Source organism: Oscillospiraceae bacterium NTUH-002-81, from assembly GCA_032620915.1.
Taxonomy (GTDB): domain Bacteria; phylum Bacillota; class Clostridia; order Lachnospirales; family Lachnospiraceae; genus JAGTTR01.
Map to the genome: position 1 here is coordinate 3172833 of CP136052.1, position 18622 is coordinate 3191454.

Sequence of the window (18622 nt, forward strand, 5' to 3'; positions counted from 1 at the left end):
CTCTCCTCTATGCTGCACATCTTACTTTTTCAGCAGTTCCTCATATATTGCCTGATACTTCTCGTTTTTTTTCTGCCAGGTATACTTTTCTGCTTTCTTCCGTGCGTTTTTTCCACGCCTTGTTACTTCATCAGGATAAGCAATACATTCAAAAATTGCCTTTTTTAAATTCTCAATGTATTCCTCTTTCGAGTTTCCTCCATAAAGCCAACCGGTGTTTTCATCAAAAAGAGTTGCTCCGCCAAACTTATTAATGGTGATAACCGGAATACCTTTTGACATTGCCTCCAGTAAGACCGTGCCTGTCGTCTCTCGAATGCTCGGCATAATAAATACATCCGCACCTGCATATTCCTTTTCCATTTCCATATAGGGAATAGAACCCATGCAGTGCACATGCTCAGACAAGTTCAAGTCTTCCTTACCGCGTTTACGTAGATGCTCAAGTTCCGGGCCATCGCCTACAACTCTAACCTGATATCTAGTTTCCTGCGGAATTCTCATCAATGCATCAAAAAGAAAATCCAAGCCCTTTCGATATATCATTCTTCCAGCAACCAGAAAGACGCATTCTTCATTTCTGCCCTTTTCATTGCAAGTATCTTTAATATCATTTATATCTACCGCAACCTCAGTCACTGGCTCATCACTTACATTGTAATTCTTCATTCACTTTTTCCTTTTCTGTCCAGCTCACCAATTCGTCCGGTCTTAATCCGTTATCAAAGGCTAATTCATACGGACAGTTTAGTTCTGCCCCCTCTACGAGGAATTCTTGAGTCTCTTTATTCGCAAACATAATATAGTCGCAGCGATTTAGTTTGCCAGTGATTCTCAGTTTAAAACGATACCAGCGATTTATCCCTGAGCGAACGACTTCAATGATTTCATGCCCCTTTGCGTAATCTTTTAATCCATTAGGCAAAGACTCTCCTCCGCCAAGTGGTCCGCAGACGAATTTGATATTTGCTATCTTTCCATAGTCTCCAATTGCACGGAATTCAATTGGCGTAATCTGATGAATAACGTCAATTTTTTGATCCGCACAGATTTTTTTTGCGAGAGGAAGTACCCGTCTATTCCACACATTAAGTCTTCCAGAATACATAAATCCCTTGAAGATTTTTTTGTAAAAATTAGGGATGTCAACATAATAAAACTTTATATTTTCAAGTGGGTGACTCTGCAAATATTTTTCGACTGGTTCACGTTGTTCTTCTTTTGTAATTACATAAACTTTATTTGTTTTTGAACTTTCATAAGGAACGCACCAACCGATTTTATCTTCACTTCCAGCAAAAGGGTTACATGAATAAGCTATATACAGGATATTCATCACTTCGTCTCCATCTGCTGTGCAATATCAGCATCCACGATTTCCTCGCCAGTCTTATGCTTCAGCTGTTCCTTGGATGCTTCACTCAGACCGTTGTTGATCACACAGTTCATATCGCAGGTGCTACACTTATCCAGATCCTCTTTAGTAACCTTACCATCGCGATAGTCACGGCAGATCTTCAGCTCATACATGCTGTACGGATGCTTGGTGAACAGAGCCTTGAACTTGTGAACCAGAACCCAGGTAGCAGGCTTCCAGATATACTTGTGCATAGCAGGGCTGACAGAACCGATCATCCAGCAGTCACGGTCGCAGCAGCGAACCTTTGCACGAACTGTCTCTGCTTCCGGGCTGTTCCACAGCTCATCCCAAGTCTGATTGTTCAGGTTTCCCATGACCTCTTTGTCCTTGGTACCGTTGCAAGGCATAACATCGCCATACGGGTCGATGAAGAAGGTATCAAAGCTCATATCGCAAGGCAGCAGACGCTTCTGGCCATAGATGTAATTGATCAGGCCGTGGTTAAAGTAAGCACGGAACCACTTCTTCGGGCTATTGCTGCGGAGCAGTTCGTTGACCAGATTCTCGAAGTTCTTTGCCACCATCGGACGGTCGTGGATAATGTTCTTCGCCTCAACGAAGTAGAAGCTGTTGTGCAGAGAAGCAGTTGCAAACTCCATGCCCATCTCGTCAGAGATCTTGTACAGCGGAACCAGGTCAGGAGCGTTTTTGTCCTGAACAGTCATACCGAAGCCGACATCCTTCATGCCCATCTCACGAAGCTTCTTCAGCGTGCCATAACCACGCTGGTAGCCATTCTGCAGGCCTCGGATCTCGTTGTTGGTCTTCTCCAGACCCTCGATGGAGATACGAATACCGATCTGCGGGAACTCTTTGCACAGGTCAACAATACGGTCAGTGAAGAAACCATTAGTCGAAATAACGATACGGTCAGACTTCTTATACAGTTCACGCACAATATTTTTCAGGTCGGTACGGATGAACGGCTCGCCACCGGTGATATTGGTAAAGTACATCTTCGGCAGCTTCTTGATGGTTTCGATGCTGATTTCCTCTTCCGGCTTGGAAGGTGCTTTATAACGGTTGCACATAGAACAACGAGCGTTGCAGCGATAAGTGACGATGACCGTACCATTTAACTTCTTTTCTTCAGACATGATTAACTCTCCTAACTCTCTCTTTTAAGAATGTTTCGACTTTATTTAAGAACCACTTGGCACATACCGAGAACACAACCGAACCGCAGATGACTGCAGCTGCTGTGAAAACATATGCCAATAGGCCATTTCCAAATAGATGTACAAGGTGTAGCTTCTCAAGCACTCGATAAATTACCATGTGGCACAGGTAAATCTCGAAGCTGATACCACCGAGGAACTTGGCAACCGGATTGACCAGCACCCCCCGATTGCATCCGAGGGTATAGACAAGTGCTGCCACACAGAAGAACAACATTGTGAGTGTAGAACCGCCTACTGCAAAATAGGCAACTGTGGCAATCAGTAAAATCGCTCCTGCAATGACCTTATACTTCGATGCAAACTCAGCCAGTTCCTTTCGATAAAGGAAAATCAGGCCACCTACGATGAAATAAATAGCGTCATATACAACGCTAGTCCTTGCACTAAACTTTATTACATGATTTGCATCAAAGAAATAACTGCTACACACCCAGTTAAACACCAGAGCCGCAACCGCTACTCCCCATGCTCTCTTCTTGTTTCCAATCAGGAAACAGAAGAATGGAAACAGCATATAAAACACAAAAATGACTGCCAGCGTCCAACTTACGCCGATGACAGAAATATTCGCATTTGGCAGAAGTCCCTGGCACAAAGTCAAGTTTGCGAAAACTTCAAACAGGGATTCCTTGCTCGGCGAAATCACAAATTCTAATGCACAAAGCAGTGCAAAATACGGCCAGATTTTGATGTACCGCTTCTTGTAGAAATCCTCCATGCTGATCTTCTGGTCAATAATTTTCTGGTAATAACCGCAACACATACCAAAGCCACTGACCATCATAAAAAGAAAAACGAGATTTGTGAATGATGGTATTAGCCGTTCAAACACAAATCCTCCTATCCCATATTCTCCATTTGCGCGAACATGCATCAGCGCAATGCCAATAATGGCATACGCCTTCAAGCCGTCTATCCCCTCGTATCGATCTGCTTTTATAGCCACAAGTTTTCTCCTCACATACCAGTCTTACTGATACACCTTCATAATTTTCTCGTAATACTCATCAATGGTATCAAAGCTGATGTCCTTACAGTTCGCACTGTACTCCGCACACAGCTTCTTATCACCCCAGAGCTTCTCGATCTTCTTCTTCAGATCTTCGGCATTACCGCTCTCAAACAACTCGCCGGTCTTACCAACCTGAATCAGTTCCGGGATGCCACCGATGTTCGCTCCCAGCACCGGCGTGCCGTACATCTGGGATTCCATCACAGAGAACGGGCAGTTCTCATACCACTCAGAAGGGTAAATGGAGAACCGTGCCTCACGGATGAGCTTTTCCAGTGCCTCGCCTTTCTGGAAGCCAACGTTCTTGATGTTCTTAATACCATTTACTGTCTCTTCCAGAGGACCGGTGCCAGCGAAGATGAACTGTACATCCGGCAGTTCCTTACAGACCTTGATGAGCGTGCCGATACCCTTCTCCTCCGAAAAGCGCCCAAAGTAAAGGATGTAATCCTTCTTTTCCGTTTCCTTCCACTCCACCTTATCGATGAAGTTGTGCATTGCGATTGTCTTAGTTGCAAACAACGGATTCGTGTCCATCTTGCTCTTCATGAACTCAGAGCAGCAGATCATAGTGTCAATGTACTTGTAGGTACCCTTCCCCTTCCAGAACTCAGCCTCCATCATACCGATAGCAGATTTCGCCGTGGAACCGTGGATGCACTTGCCTTTCATGCAGTTCACGAAATGGCCGCCGAGGCACTTCTCACAGTTCTGGTGGGTGTTCGGATTGTTCAGCATGTGGTTCGGGCAGACCAGCTGGTAGTCATGTGCCGTGAAGATGATCTTACAATCTCTTCCGGTCTCCTTGCGCCACTTCACGATTCCCAGAATGATGGAAGGTGTCAGTTGGTAGTTGAAGTTGTTCAGGTGACAGACATCCGGCTTGAAGTCGTCTAGTACCAGTCTTAATTTTTCTCTTGCTTCCTTGCTATAGATAGTTTTGATGGGGTAAGTCAGCTTGCTCAGTTTGCTGCCGCCGTGGAAGTCCATATCAGATGTATAAGCATTGACACGGTTACCCACGCAGCGGCCTTCATGCTCCATACCGAAGTACTGAACTTCATGTCCCATCTGTTCCAGATGTTCACCTAATTTAAATATGTAGGTTTCTGAGCCACCATTTGGATACAGAAACTTATTTATTATCAATACTCTCATCTATTATTTTCTCCTGTACAGTTTCATCGTTTCCTTTACAACTTCATCCCAGTTATATTTCTCACAGATAAAATCAGCTGCCTGACTCTTCATTTTCATAACCAGTTCAGGATGGTCACAGGCGTCTTGCAATTTTTCTTGTAAGTCCTCTACATCCGATTTTTTGAAAATCAATGCCTTATCTTCCACAACCTCAGCGCACTCTGGAATGTCGGAAACCAGACAGCAATTACCATAGCTCATTGCTTCCAGCAGACTTAAGGGCATTCCTTCCAGATCAGACGGCAATGTGTAAATGTAAGCGTTGCTGTACAGTTCGTCCAACATCGCTCCCTGCACAAACCCGGTAAAGAGAATCCGATCGTCACCCTTCGCCAGTTCTTTCAATTCCTCCATAAAGGAATCCGTATCGCTGGAGCCGCCTGCGATGACCAATTTTTTATCTGTCTTGACATTCTTAAAGGCCTCAACCAGATATCGAATCCCCTTCTCCGGCACCAGACGACCAAGGAATAATATGTAGGAATCTTTTTTCAATTCAAAATGATCCGTGATCAGGTTTGCTTCCCGAATCTGCGGTCTATTGACACCATTAGGGATAAAATGCGTCTCCCTTCCGTATGTTTCCATGAAATACTTCTGCACGCCTTTGCTTAGAACAATGATTTCGTCTGCATATTTCACGGCATTTTTTTCTCCGCCACGAATAAACTTGGATGCAACGCTCCCGCGCCATTTTTCGCGATCCCAGTCCAAACCATGTACCGTGTTGATGACACGCTTGCCAAAAAGTTTCGGTAACCAACAGAAAAAGGCCGGGCCTTCCGCATGGATATGTACCACATCGTATCTTCCAAATGCACTGTAAAGAGTCGCGAAAAAGGAAGCGCTTACCGCTGCCAGTCCTTTTTTATCTATGGTCGGCACATATTTCATGCGGATTCCCTGATATTCATTGACTCTCTTTTCATCAAATTCTTTTCCGCTCACATGATGTCCGCTGCGGTTGTAAACAGTCACCTGCTGTCCCAGTTTCACCATGCGAACTGCCAGCTGTTCCACGACGATTTCAATACCGCCCTGTCGGCTGGGAATGGTTTTATGTCCAAGGATTGCCACCCGAAGCGGCCGTTCCTTCTTTTTTTCTGCTTTCATCCTGACGATCCTCTAAATCCTTATAATTACAACAAAGTCCGCACCACCCTATACTTTCCCGTACACGGTGCTGCGGCCTGACTGTTTCCTTATTTTTTCATACCAGATTCTTTTCCATCATGCGCAATCTCCCCGCAGCAGCTACATGGAGCCATCCTTTTTCACAACGGCCAGCACGGTTTTGAGCAGGATCTTAATGTCCATCCCAAGGCTCCAGTTATTGATATACTCCGTGTCCAGCCGTACAACTTCTTCAAAATCCAGAATGTTGCTGCGGCCACTGACCTGCCACATACCGGTGATACCCGGCCGGATGGCCAGGCGGGCACGGTGATGGTACTCGTACTTCTCGAACTCGTCCAGGGTAGGCGGACGGGTTCCCACCAACGACATATCGCCTTTGAGCACGTTGAAGAACTGTGGAAATTCATCCAGGGAATATTTCCGGATAAATTCACCGATGCCGGTGACCCGGTTGCCGTTTGCATCGATGCGGTTGCCGATGATCCGGGGATCGAATGCCATCTTAAACATCATGCCGTCCTGGATCCGGTTCTGGCTCATGAGCTCTGCCTTGCGCGCTTCCGCATCCAGATACATACTGCGGAACTTATAAATCTTGAATTGCTTTCCATTCTTGCCCACCCGGGTCTGGGTGAAAAATACTGGGCCCGGGGATTCCTTTTTGATGGCAGGTGCCACGAAAAGGTAAACGATGCCGGTGAAAATGCAGCCCACCAGGCCACCGATGATATCCAGCACCCGCTTCTCAAAGCTCTGGCGGCTAGACATGTAGTTCAGGGTAGAGGTAATGACCGCCAGGCCGCCCACGTTGCCCACCAGCTGTTTTAATCCCACCAGTTCTTTGGACTTGTCCAGACTCATGTGAACGGTAAGGCCCATGGCCGTCAGCTGCTCAATGAGTCCCCCGGGGTAGGGATCGGCCTCGGGCACTGCCAGAAGCACCTCGTCCACCCATCTATCCCTGACATAATCTGCCACAGTGGCATAGGTGGCCACTACGGGAACACCGTCCACGATCCTGCCGACCTTCTCCGCATCATGGCACACCAGCCCACGAATGGTATAATGCTCATAGTTGTGTTCCCGGATTTTCGCAAAAACAGAAGGAGCCTTCTGCTCGCTGCTGACCACCAGCAACGCGGTATGTATCTCCCGGTTCATGTGCCGAAGGAGATACCTTTTCAGCAAAATCCGGGTAAAATAGGAAAGGAGCAGATAAATGAACCCCATGTTAAAAATAGTGAACCGTGAATAATCGGTTCCTTCCTGGGTGGCAAACATATATGCAGTCACGCACAGCACAAGCATCACTGCCTGATACAGGGTTCGCACAAACTCTTTATAATAGCCCCGTTTCAGGACATTTTTCAACGTATCCAGAAACTGCAGAAGCACAAAATCAATAAAGAAAACAATAATCGTCAGATTCCGGTATCTGGGTTCGCATAGCCAGTTTGAAACACCATGGCGCATCATATAAGCAATGGCCAGTGCGATCTCCAGACAGATCACATCCAGCACGATGAAATCCAGATGCTTCGCCCAGCCATCCGCTGCTTTTTCGTACAATTTCTTCACCCCTCCCCAAGAGTATCGCAATCTCGCCTTTTCTCTAAATTTTCCTGTTCTCCAGAATACACGACGGATTCTCATACAACAGCCACCTGGCATAATCCGCGCTGTATTTTTTACACAGATAGGCGGCACAATCTGCCATCTGCGGTGCCCGTGCCCGCATATCGTGGGCATCCGTGGCGATAAAGGAGAGCATTTCCTGATCCAGAAGCGCTTTCAAAAATGCCTTCTTATGCCGTCCGTCTTTTCCACAGACCGGTCTGGCGTTGGCCTGCAGGTAGACCCCCATGTTATACAACTCCTCGACCCGGCCGAAATCCTGATATAATGTGTCATATCGTTCCAGGTGGGCCAGTATGACATAATAGCCGTTTTCCAGAAGGCGGGTCAGTCCCTGCTGCAGGGACTGGTAACGCACGCCCGGAGAGAATTCCACCAGGATATACCTGGAATCTGCCAGGGTTCTGGCGATTCCGTTGGCGAGGAACGCCGGGGTATCGTAACTATAATAGAGCTCACTGCCCAGATAGACCTGCACATCCAGCTGCCATTCCTGTGTGAGCCTGGCCTTAAGTTCCGCGAACCGTCGTCCGACCGTCTCACTGTCCGTGTCCATGTGCCCCGGGTAGTAATGGGGGGTTAAAATCACAGCTTCTGCGCCCTCTTCCGCAGATGTCTTCAGCATTCTCCGACACAATTCCCAGCTGTCCGCGCCGTCATCCACCCCCGGCAGCATGTGACAATGGATATCTATGTACTTTTCTGTCATTTTGTGTAATAAACTCATGCTTATAGAATAACATCAAATCCGGGAGTTATCAATCCCAAACCTGCATTTTTTAGGTTTTGCCCGTTTTTGAAAAGAAAGTTTCAAAATCTTTAAGCATTTTTTCTCATTTCAAATCATTTTATCCATTTACGTGCACAAAAAACCCGGCAAAAGCATGTCCTGCTCCTGTCGGGTTCTCTTTTTGCCGCATTTTCTGCGATTATTTCTTCTCTTCGTGGTATTCCTTCTCAGTGTTGACGCTCCAGATGTTGCTCTTGTCTTTGGCGCCGCTTAAAATGTTTTTCACAGCCTCGAAGGAGGTGACCATGGAATGGTCGATGTTGTTGTACCGGTGCTGGCCGTTGCGGCCCACGCAGTACAGGTTGTCGATGGTGTTCAGCCAGGCGATGAGCTGATCCATATCCTTGTATGTATCAAAATACGCCGGGTAAGCCTTCTTTACCTTCTCCATGTGATAATCAATGACATCCTCGGCCTTGTCGATGAGTCCCATCTTCACCATCTCGCCAATGCCGAATCTGGCAAACTCGTCCTCAGTCATGTTCCAGTACTTGTCATTCTCATAGACGAAGTACTCCAGACCCACCCAGACGGTGTGTTCCAGATCTTCTACCATGTATGGAGACCAGTTGTTGTAAATCTGGAAGCGGCCCAGCTTGACGGTGCGGTCATGGACATATACCCAGTTGTCCGGCACGATGTCACCCACGGTCTTGATCTTGGTCTTGTTTTTCAGGTTCAGCTTCGGCACCAGCACGCCCAGTGTCATATAATCGCGGTACGGAAGGCCTGCTGCGATGGCTGCTTCCTTCTCCGGTACATGATCCATTCCTGCCACCAGATCCTTCACCGGCATGGAAGAGATCACGATATCAGCATCTGCGGTGATCTTCTCGCCGTCTTTTTCATAGATCACGGAGGTGATGGCGTTGTCTGCGCCGCGGTTGAAGCCCACTGCCTTACAGCCCTTCAGGATATGGCCGCCCAGCTTCTCGATCTCAGCTGCCGTCACATCCCACAGCTCGCCGGGTCCCAGCTTCGGGTACTTGAAGGACTCGATGAGGGATGTCTCCACATGGCGGTTTTTCTTGTTCGGTAAAAGCTTGCCGAACATGTCCTTGATGATGGCCATAACGGACAGGCCCTTGGCTCTCTGGGCGCCCCAGCTGGGATCGATCTCGCTGGGATGGCGGCCCCACAGGTTCTCCGTGTAGTTTTCAAAAAACATGGAGTAGAGCTTGCGGCCGAAACGGTTGATGTAGAAATCCTCCAGGGAGTTTTCTTTTCTCTTGAAAATGGTTGCTTTCAGGTAGCTGAAGCCTGCCACGATGGTGGTGGCCAATCCCATATTTTTGAAGGTCTCCCATTTCAGGGAAATCGGATAGTCGAAAAACTTCTTATCAAAATAAATACGGGACACGCGGTTTCTCGTCAGCATGACCCGGTCTTCCCTCTCCGGATCCGGGCCGCCCGGGGTCGTCTCCACGGGACGCTTCAGATAAATGTCATCCCAGGCCGGGGCACCCTGCTGAGGCAGCATCTGTGCCCACCACTCGTTGACCTCCGGTACTTTGGAGAAGAAACGGTGGCCGCCCATGTCCATGCGGTTGCCTTTATAGCGGACGGTCTTGGAGATACCGCCCATGTCCTGGCTCTCCTCCAATACGGTGACGTCCATCTCGTCTGATTTCTTTAATAATTCATAGGCCGCGGTCAGTCCTGCCGGTCCCGCGCCTACTATAATGACCTTTTTCACTCAAAATTCCCTCCTGCGGACAGTTTACTCTTTGTCTACTATACACCAAAATCTGCGGTTATTCAACCGAATTTGATGGGGAGGCGGTGTAGATTTTTCCGCTTTCGTAGTCCCACAGCATGGGTTCCCGTCCGGTGATGGCGTAGCTGGCAGCATTTTGCCCGGCTTCGGCGCCCGTCAGGTTGTAGCCCTCCTGGGTGTAGTGGTACACATCCCGCATGAGGCCGGTGTCTGCCATCTCGGCAAATCGGGTGGAAATGAGCACCACCGACGGATCTTCCCGGCACAGGCGGGTCTGGGCTGCCATGACTTTGTCATACTTTTTCGGGTCTGCACCGAAATTGCCGATGCGGATGACCAGGCACTGCTCCACCACACCATCCTGACAGAGGGTATCCATCAGTTCCTGCATGGCCGTGTAGTAGGCGTCCTCGGAAATATTGGCGTCGCCGTCGCTCTCGCCCTGGCACCAGACAAGATATACGTGCCGCAGAGTGTATGCTTCGTTTTCATGCAGGTAATCCTTTGCCGCCTGGCAGCGGCTCACCAGATCGTCATACCGGGCCGTTCCCGGCATCCACTGATCGATGGTGGTGGCCCCCTCGGAAGCGCTGACGCCCACCACAGGTACGCCGGTGCTGTCATAGTAGGCATTCATGAACGCTGGTACCAGATCTCCCAGCTTCCGGCGGGTGCCGCTGTCTGACCAGATGTCGTAAATGCCATCCTCCCGGTTTTCCTCGATGCCGAAGGGATCCTCCACCGGGTACAGGGTGGTTGGATCTGTCACAGCGCGGAATTCATAACCGTGGCCTTCCGGTACTTCCGGGGCCTGATCAGCGTCGCCGTTGCCTGCCATGTTGGACTGGCCTGCGAAGATCATCAGGTCTACGGACTGGGCCTGGGCGGATTCTGATGGCTGGGAATTCTCTGCGGTGGCGGATGCGGAATCTTCGTTGGTATCGATGAAAGAAGCATCCGTGGTGGGTTCCGATGCTTCTCCGTCTGTCTGTGCTGTTTGCGTCTGTGTTGTTTCTTCCCGTGCAGTCTCTGTCTGCGCTGTCTCCGTGCTGGCCGGGACGTTTGCCTGCTGGGTGCAGGCTGTCAGGAGAAAAGCGGACAGGAGCAGGGGCGGAATGCATCTATGTAGGTATCTTTTTTTCATTGTCAATTCCTCCGTATTGAAAAAAATCAGTTTCTGTGTTATATTAAGCACAGAGAGAGGGAAACCAGAGAAGCGGCTACCCCTCAAAAGTAATTGACTGGTACTTATTCACAGCCGTCAACTATTGCAGTAGTTGGCGGCTATCTTCTTTTTTCCCTTGAAAATTGTATAACACAATCCTACAAGGGCACAAATGAATATTTCTATCTGAATCAAATCAGAATATGTAACATACATTTGCATCGCCCTCCTTTCTTTCGTCTGGAGGGTGCTCCCTCCGTTAAAAGAGGGGAGAGCCGCCTTGTTCTCTGATTTCCCATAATCTTATCCTAACATTTCCTGACAAAACTTGCAATTAACCCAGCTGGAATTATTTACGGAACACAGCCACCTGTTCTACAGGGGGCATTTTTTATACATAAAGCGGCTTGCAATCCCGCCGGGCACGGGGTATACTATTAGGGATTATTGGTATGTTTTGGAGGGAATTATGTCGCAGAACACGAATGAAGTAGAGTTGACGATCCTCATGCCCTGCCTGAACGAGGCAGAAACGCTTGAGGTGTGTATAAAGAAGGCGTTTCACTTCCTGGAGGAGTATCATGTAGACGGCGAGGTGCTGATCGCGGACAACGGCAGCACGGACGGCTCCCAGGAGATCGCAAAACGTTGTGGAGCCCGGCTGGTACATGTGCCGGTGAAGGGCTACGGGGCCGCGCTGATCGGCGGCTGTGATGCGGCCTATGGAAAATATGTGATCATGGGCGATGCAGATGACAGCTATGATTTTCTGCACCTGATGCCGTTTCTGGAGAAGCTGCGGGAGGGCTATGAGCTGGTGATGGGTAACCGTTTCAAGGGTGGTATTGCGAAAGGGGCCATGCCGCCGCTGCACCGCTATATCGGCAACCCGGTGCTGTCTTTTATCGGCCGTCTGTTTTATCCCAGCGATATCGGCGATTTCCACTGCGGCCTGCGCGGTTATAATAAGGAAAGCATTCAGAAGCTGGATCTGCAAACGACCGGTATGGAGTATGCCAGTGAGATGGTGGTGAAGGCCACGCTGATGCATCTGAAAATGACGGAGGTGCCCACGACGCTGGCGCCGGATGGCCGTTCCCGTCCGCCGCATCTGCGCAGCTTCCGGGATGGCTGGCGGCATCTGAAGTTTCTGCTCATCCACAGCCCCAAGTGGCTGTTCCTGTATCCGGGCGTGGTGCTGTTTGTGCTGGGCCTGATCATGATGCTTGTGCTGCTGCCAGGCCCGCTGCATATGGGTTCTGTGGCATTTGACATTCACACGATGCTGGCCGGTTCGGGCTGTATGATCCTGGGCAGCCAGATGGTACAGTTTGCCCTGTACACCAACGCCTACGCCAAGGTATCCGGCTTTATTCCGGTAACCGCCCGCACGGACAACCTGCTGGAGCGGCTGACGACGGAGAACGGCACACTGGCCGGGCTGATTCTGGTCGTTATTGGCATTGTCATCGCCATTTTGTCGGTGGTGCTCTGGAAAAATACTTCCTTTGGTGACCTGGATCCCCAGCGCGTGATGCGTTATACGATTCCGGCCATGACCTGCATCGTCATCGGCGCACAGATCATTTTCGGAAGCTTTTTCCTTGGCATTTTGAAAATCAAACATAAATAAACCGGGAGATAGGACTCCGGTCCCGCAACGCAAAGGGGCCGGGGTTCTTTTCATGTGACGGTTTCAATATTATTTTTAAATATAAAGGAGTACTCCTATGGCAATCATCAAACAGTTGAAAAAATATGCGGCGCTGTATATCGGCGTTATCGTCATTTACATGGCAGCGCTGCTTTTGGTATATGCGATCCCCAACAGCGCGGTGGCAGAAAATGTGAAAATTTCTCAGGAATATCTGGAGCTGGAGGGGGACAATCCGCTGTATATCTTTTTCAGTCCCGCTTCCCGCACGGACAATTATTCCGATAAGATCATTTACGAAGAGGTGTTAAAAGAGGACGACCACGGCATTCTGTACAATGCCATGGATAATCAAGACTACGCCCGCTACTGGCACGGACACAGCGTGTACATGCGTCCGCTGTCGGTATTTTTCAATATTTTGCAGATCCGGTATGTGCTCATGGCGGTGTTTTACGGGCTGGTGCTGCTGACGCTGTACAACAGCTACCGGCGGTTCGGCCTGCGGGTGGCGATCCCGCTGGCGGTGGGATTTCTCATGATTTACCCCAACACGGTTTCCACCTGCCTGCAGCTGGCGGCGATTTTCCTGGTGACGATGATTTTTTCCAATATCATTATCCGCACCTATGATGCAAAACCGGAACGCATCGGGCGCATCATTTTCCTGTGTGGCTCTGTGGCAAACTTTTTTGATCTGCTGACGATCCCGCTGCTGTCCTTCGGCATGCCGCTGATCTTTGTACTGCTCATGAACAAGGACGCCATCAAAGACCAGTTTCTGCTGATGGTGCGGCTGGGCATTGCCTGGGTGCTGGGCTATGGCGGTACCTGGGCGGCCAAATGGGTCATCGGCACGGTGGTTCTGCACCGCAGTGTCATCGCCGACGCCCTGAACACGGTGGCCTACCGCATCGACGGAAAAGAGGACTGGTTCGATATCAATTACCCGAATATGTACCGCTCCAATATCACCAACATTTTGCCGCCGCTGCCCATGGCACTGAATATCGCGATCCTGGCGGCGCTGGTGGTCGTGGCGGTGGTGCTGCTCGTCCGCTCTTCGGCGGCCCGGGCCCGGATGAAGGAGCTGTGCCTGCTGCCTGTGGCGGCGCTGGCCCCTTACGCCTGGTACACCGTAGTGCTGAACCACTCCTGTATCCACGCATTTTTCACCTACCGCCTGCAGCTGATCACCCTGGTGGCCCTTGGGGTCTGCTTCGCGGAGATTATCTGCGCTTATCGAAAGGAAACTGCCCATGAAAGCATCGACGTTGCAAACCATTGATAAAGGAAAACACGGGCTGTACCTGTTCAGCATCGGCGTTCTGTTTTTCCTCACAGCGCTGGCCTTCCTGCATGCGCCTGCAAGCACCATCCACATGGATTTTCTGGCAGCCGTCATGCCCCGCTGGGCACTGACACTGCTGGTGCTGGCACTGGCGGTGGTGCTGGCCTTTGTCTTGCTGTTTTTTTACCAAAAACTGATCTCCCTGCCGGAGAAAACCCAGATACTGGTTGTAGGCATTCTGGCAGCACTTGGCATTTTGCTGCAATACGCGCTGCTTTTTACCTTTCGGGCCACGCTGCGCTACGATCACCTGAAGGTGTTTGACGAGGCGCTGGAAATTTTCCGCACCGGAGAGATTTCCATGACCTACGGGGAGGCGTATTTTGCCCAGTATCCGTTCAACATTCCGATCACCCTGTTCAACTATCTGGTGCTGAATATCGCCAAACTTATCGGCATTCCGAAGAGCGGCTACATGCTGACCATCCAGTGCGTGTACCTGGCAGGAACCGATCTGGCGGTATTTTTCTCCTATCGGATTTTGCGGATGCTGCGCTCCCGGAATACAGCCACCCTGTTTGCCCTGCTGTGCATCATCAATCCGCTCATGTACATGTACGGTTTTGCCTGCTACACCACCATCCTCATGCTGCCGTTTCTCATGAGCAATCTGCTGCTGTTTTTCACCATGTTAAAAGAAAAGCGGCCGAAACGGAAGATCATCTACGCCTTCCTCTTAGGCGTCGCGTTTATCCTGGGCACCAAGATCCGGGCCAACCTGCTGATCACGCTGATCACTTTTGCAGGCTATCTCATCATTCATGTGCGCAATGCCGATACCTTTGTGGAGAAAAAGAAACAGGTGGTATTCCTGCTGCTGGCTGCCCTCATCGGCGGCGGCCTGTGCTACAGCGCCTGCATGTCGGCAGAGCACAAATACGTGAAAGGGGATTACACCGATACCCAGCTGCCGCCGTCCTATTATTTTCTCTTTTCTTCCAAGCTGGACAGCCTGGGCTCCTACAACGAGGAAGACCATGTGTTTATCCAAGGCTTTGAAACCGAGGATGAGAAAAATAATGCTGCCTGGCATGCGCTCTTTGCCCGGCTTGCGGAAAACGGCCTGTCCGGCAATGCGTTTCTGGCAGATTATAAGTTGTCCTTCACTTGGAGCGATGGCATCGACGATTACCCGGAATTTCTGCACACCACCGACGTCTACGGCACGCTGCATGATTTTCTGGCGGGCAGCCGCAAAGACCTGTTTGCCCTGTATTGCCATGTGTACCATGTGATGACCATGGCGGCGCTGGTGTACGCCGTGTTCCTGGCTTTCCGCCGGAAATGCGATACGCCGTTTTACTGTGTGTATCTGAACCTGCTGGGTGCCATGCTCTTTCACCTCATGTGGGAGGCCGGATGGGCGTACAGCATCAGCTTCACCATGCTGGTACTGCTGCTGGCGGCAGAGGGGATGGACTGCTTTTCGGGAAAAATGGCTGAAAGCATACACCAGTCCGTTGACAGTTCACAGGCGGATGGTACGTTCCGATCTGATTCTGTTTCTGACGGTACAATCTCATCAGGCGCATCCTCCCGATATTGGCGCATCCTTGCCTGCGGCGCTTTGGTGATCACGTTGGGGATCAGCGTGATCTATGGAAGATCTCTCTTCACCGTGCCCTTCAAGCAGATGGAATACGCCGTCATGCAGGACATGTCCGAGGGAGAAGACTTGCAGGAACTGCTCACCGGCGAGGTCATCACCCAGACCTTCACCACCAGCCGCAGCTTCAACCACATCGGCTGTAAGGTGCTCAATCCCCTGGGCGACGCCAATCCCTCCTCCTACCGGATCGAGGTACTGGACAGCGATGGAAATGTGCTGGGCAGCCGGGATCTGGGCGGCAGCGAAGTGCTGAACAAAGACTACGCTTATGTGAAATTTGATACTGTTGTTCCCGTCGGGGAAGAAACGTACACCATCCGGGTCACCGGCCTGTCGGCAGAGCCCGGATCAGCGCTGACATTCCTGTATTACAACAGTGGAAACTGGGATATTTATCCTGAGGGAAAGATGACGGGGCTGAACAGTGGGGAAATGTCTGACCTGACGTTTGTTGTATATGATTCCGTGACCAAGTGCTTTTTTAACTGAAAATGAAAGAAAAGAAATTCCGGCGGTATCCTCTCAGGTAAGGGGAATATGGCCGGAATTTTCTATCCTTGCATATGGATCATCGTTTAGCGATTGTATCCGTTGCGGTGCTGATTGTTGCAATACTGAATTATACACGAAAAAAATAGCTGTCCCAACTTTGACGAGTTGACAGCTATTTTTTGTAGTTAAAGATTCGCCGGAGCGGGTGAGGTACATTCACCTTCCGACTTGCCTGTTAAGCATATTATAAGGCAGATTTTTCTTTTGTCAAATATGCAAATCACATTCTGTGGATGCCATCCTTCTAGTGGAAAGCCCACAGTTTATTCAGAATAAAGTTCAGCGGAATGGTGATCAGCAGGTTGATGACCGGCCCCAGATACTGGGAAATGCCCAGCAGGTCAACCCAGACGAACAGCAGCACGGCTCCCACACAGAAGCTGACGCCGTAGGAGGCGAATACCTTAGCCAGCGCTTTCACATGGTTGCGCTTCTTGCCCTCTTCTTCCTCGAACACGTACTTATTATTCCAGTAGTAGGAATTGAAGATGCCGGCTACATAGCTGAGCACGTTGCTGAGCTGATAGTGCAGCCCCAGGGTGACGAAAACGGCATACAGGATGTAGGTCAGCGCCGTATTGGACAGTCCAACCATGCCGAATTTGACGAACTGCATGAAGGCTTCCCACTGTTCGTCCGTCAGTTCTTTATGGAAAAGTCCCAGAAAACCGAACACGAAGAAATGGGCAATGGCTTCGATCAGTGTCCAGAGCTTTGCTCCCATCGCTTTCATTCCGGCTTTTCCTCCTCTTTCTCTGCAAAAATGGTTTCCGCAGATACCCGTCCCGCAAAGTCTTCTTTCAGGAAACGCTTCTGTTCCTCGTAGCTTTTTGCATGATCAACGGCTGACATCCGGCTGTCCCGCACCTCGTCAATGAGGAAGGGCGGACGGTTCCGGGAGGCATCCAGCGCACGGTAAACGTACTCGCCCAGGATACCCAGCATGAACATGATCAGGCCGCTGGAAAACAGCAACAGCACCATAATGCTCGCCCATCCGGCCACATCTGCGCCGTATACACACGTCTGAATGATCAGCAGGATAGCAAAAATAAAGGCCAGAACAAAAAATCCCACGCCACACATGGACATAAAATGCACCGGTGTATAGGAAAAGCTCATCATGGAGTCCAGAACAAGCTTGATCTTCTTAGACAACGTCCACCGGGATTCCCCGATTTCTCTTGCTTTCCGGTGAAAATAGATTTTCTCGGATTTGAAGCCCACCCAGAGCACCTGCAGCGTCAAGGCAGAATTTTTCTCATCCAGCATCAGCAGCACTTCGATGACCTGACGGTCCAGCAGGTAACAGTCAAAACCGCCCACCGGCATGTCCTTCATGACGAATTTGCGGACGATGGCATAATACAGGTTTGCAAAAAACTTCTGTACCGCCCCTTCATCCCGCTCTGCACGGACGGCCAGCACCACCTTGTTGCCCCGTTTCCAGCTGTCGTACATGTCCAGGATCAGCTCGGAATCTTCCTGCAGATCGGCCTGCTTGGTCACGGCGCAGTCGCCGGTACACTGGGCAAGGCCCGCCAGAATGGCCGCATGCTCGCCGAAGTTTCTGGAAAGCTTCACCAGCTTCACCCGGTCATCCATTTCCCGGATCTGGTTCATGATCTCCCAGGAATTATCTCCCGATCCGTCATCCACGAACACCAGCTCATAATCGCCGAGGACGCCCAGGATCTTGGCTTTCATATCCTCGTACAGCAGCATCAGCGTGTCCGCATTGTAATATACCGGGATAACGATTGAAATTTTACTCATGGGTTCTACCTACTTCTTTCAGGAATTCATCATAGTCACGGATATACTCGCTGGCATCGTAATGGGTGCTGGCGAGTACCAGCAGAATCGAATCCGAAGAAAAGTCATACATATCCTTCCACATCATGGTCGGAATATAGAGCCCCATTCTCGGTTTGTTCAGCTCAATGATATCCGTCTCAAAGCCATTGTCCACCTTTACCTTGGATGTCCCGCCCACGTTGATCAGGACAAACTCGGATTCCCGGTTGGCATGCTGCCCACGGATAATGTGCGGATCGGAACCGTACATATAGAACACCCGCTTGATCTCAAACGGAATATCCTGATTGCCCTCTGCAATGACCAAATTGCCCCGGTCATCCCCGTGCTCCGCGAATTCCAAAATACGATATTCGTCTTTAATACTCATGTATATTTCTT

Annotated in this window: 16 protein-coding genes; 3 read left to right on the forward strand and 13 right to left on the reverse strand. The window is 49.9% G+C overall.

Annotated elements, in window-relative coordinates; translation table 11 throughout:
• Positions 1-21 precede the first annotated feature (21 nt).
• The 10 genes from RJD28_15840 to RJD28_15885 form a co-directional block, all read right to left on the reverse strand.
• Positions 22-669: a glycosyltransferase family 4 protein gene (locus RJD28_15840; protein ID WNV57643.1), complete on the reverse strand. Its 648-nt coding sequence runs from the start codon at positions 667-669 to the stop codon at positions 22-24.
• A complete protein-coding gene (locus tag RJD28_15845) occupies positions 647-1336 on the reverse strand; it encodes a hypothetical protein (GenBank protein WNV57644.1) in 690 nt (229 codons plus the stop codon). The genes RJD28_15840 and RJD28_15845 overlap by 23 nt, the downstream gene beginning before the upstream one ends.
• Positions 1336-2517, reverse strand: coding sequence for a radical SAM protein (locus tag RJD28_15850; GenBank protein WNV57645.1), 1182 nt, complete (start codon positions 2515-2517; stop codon positions 1336-1338). Before RJD28_15850 ends, RJD28_15845 begins: the two co-directional genes overlap by 1 nt.
• Entirely contained in the window at positions 2510-3547 is a 1038-nt protein-coding gene (locus RJD28_15855) for an acyltransferase (protein WNV57646.1), read from the reverse strand. Before RJD28_15855 ends, RJD28_15850 begins: the two co-directional genes overlap by 8 nt.
• Positions 3548-3571: 24 nt before the next feature.
• A complete protein-coding gene (locus RJD28_15860; protein WNV57647.1) occupies positions 3572-4771 on the reverse strand; it encodes a glycosyltransferase in 1200 nt (399 codons plus the stop codon).
• A gap of 3 nt (positions 4772-4774) precedes the next feature.
• Positions 4775-5926, reverse strand: a complete 1152-nt coding sequence (locus tag RJD28_15865) for a glycosyltransferase family 4 protein (GenBank protein WNV57648.1) — start codon at positions 5924-5926, stop codon at positions 4775-4777.
• 141 nt (positions 5927-6067) lie between these two features.
• A complete protein-coding gene (locus tag RJD28_15870) occupies positions 6068-7519 on the reverse strand; it encodes a sugar transferase (GenBank protein ID WNV57649.1) in 1452 nt (483 codons plus the stop codon).
• A gap of 43 nt (positions 7520-7562) precedes the next feature.
• Entirely contained in the window at positions 7563-8294 is a 732-nt protein-coding gene (locus RJD28_15875) for a CpsB/CapC family capsule biosynthesis tyrosine phosphatase (GenBank protein WNV57650.1), read from the reverse strand.
• A 220-nt stretch (positions 8295-8514) separates the two neighbouring features.
• On the reverse strand, positions 8515-10071 hold the full coding sequence (locus tag RJD28_15880) for an NAD(P)/FAD-dependent oxidoreductase (GenBank protein WNV57651.1): 1557 nt from the start codon (positions 10069-10071) through the stop codon (positions 8515-8517).
• Between the two features lie 58 nt (positions 10072-10129).
• Positions 10130-11236 (reverse strand): sialate O-acetylesterase, encoded by a 1107-nt coding sequence (locus RJD28_15885; GenBank protein ID WNV57652.1) that lies wholly within the window; start codon positions 11234-11236, stop codon positions 10130-10132.
• A 490-nt stretch (positions 11237-11726) separates the two neighbouring features.
• Between RJD28_15885 and RJD28_15890 the strand changes: the two genes are divergently transcribed.
• From RJD28_15890 to RJD28_15900, 3 genes are all read left to right on the forward strand, one after another.
• Positions 11727-12890, forward strand: coding sequence for a glycosyltransferase family 2 protein (locus RJD28_15890; GenBank protein WNV57653.1), 1164 nt, complete (start codon positions 11727-11729; stop codon positions 12888-12890).
• Positions 12891-12987: 97 nt separating this feature from the next.
• Positions 12988-14199 (forward strand): hypothetical protein, encoded by a 1212-nt coding sequence (locus RJD28_15895; GenBank protein ID WNV57654.1) that lies wholly within the window; start codon positions 12988-12990, stop codon positions 14197-14199.
• Complete coding sequence (locus RJD28_15900; protein WNV57655.1) at positions 14171-16360, forward strand: glycosyltransferase family 39 protein; 2190 nt, start codon at positions 14171-14173, stop codon at positions 16358-16360. Before RJD28_15895 ends, RJD28_15900 begins: the two co-directional genes overlap by 29 nt.
• A gap of 307 nt (positions 16361-16667) precedes the next feature.
• Here the strand turns inward: RJD28_15900 and RJD28_15905 are convergent, their stop codons facing one another.
• From RJD28_15905 to RJD28_15915, 3 genes are read right to left on the reverse strand one after another with little or no spacing between them, the layout of a single operon-like run.
• Entirely contained in the window at positions 16668-17156 is a 489-nt protein-coding gene (locus RJD28_15905; GenBank protein ID WNV57656.1) for a GtrA family protein, read from the reverse strand.
• Positions 17153-18199 (reverse strand): glycosyltransferase family 2 protein, encoded by a 1047-nt coding sequence (locus RJD28_15910; protein WNV57657.1) that lies wholly within the window; start codon positions 18197-18199, stop codon positions 17153-17155. The genes RJD28_15905 and RJD28_15910 overlap by 4 nt, the downstream gene beginning before the upstream one ends.
• Entirely contained in the window at positions 18192-18611 is a 420-nt protein-coding gene (locus tag RJD28_15915) for an FdtA/QdtA family cupin domain-containing protein (protein ID WNV57658.1), read from the reverse strand. The genes RJD28_15910 and RJD28_15915 overlap by 8 nt, the downstream gene beginning before the upstream one ends.
• Positions 18612-18622: the final 11 nt, after the last annotated feature.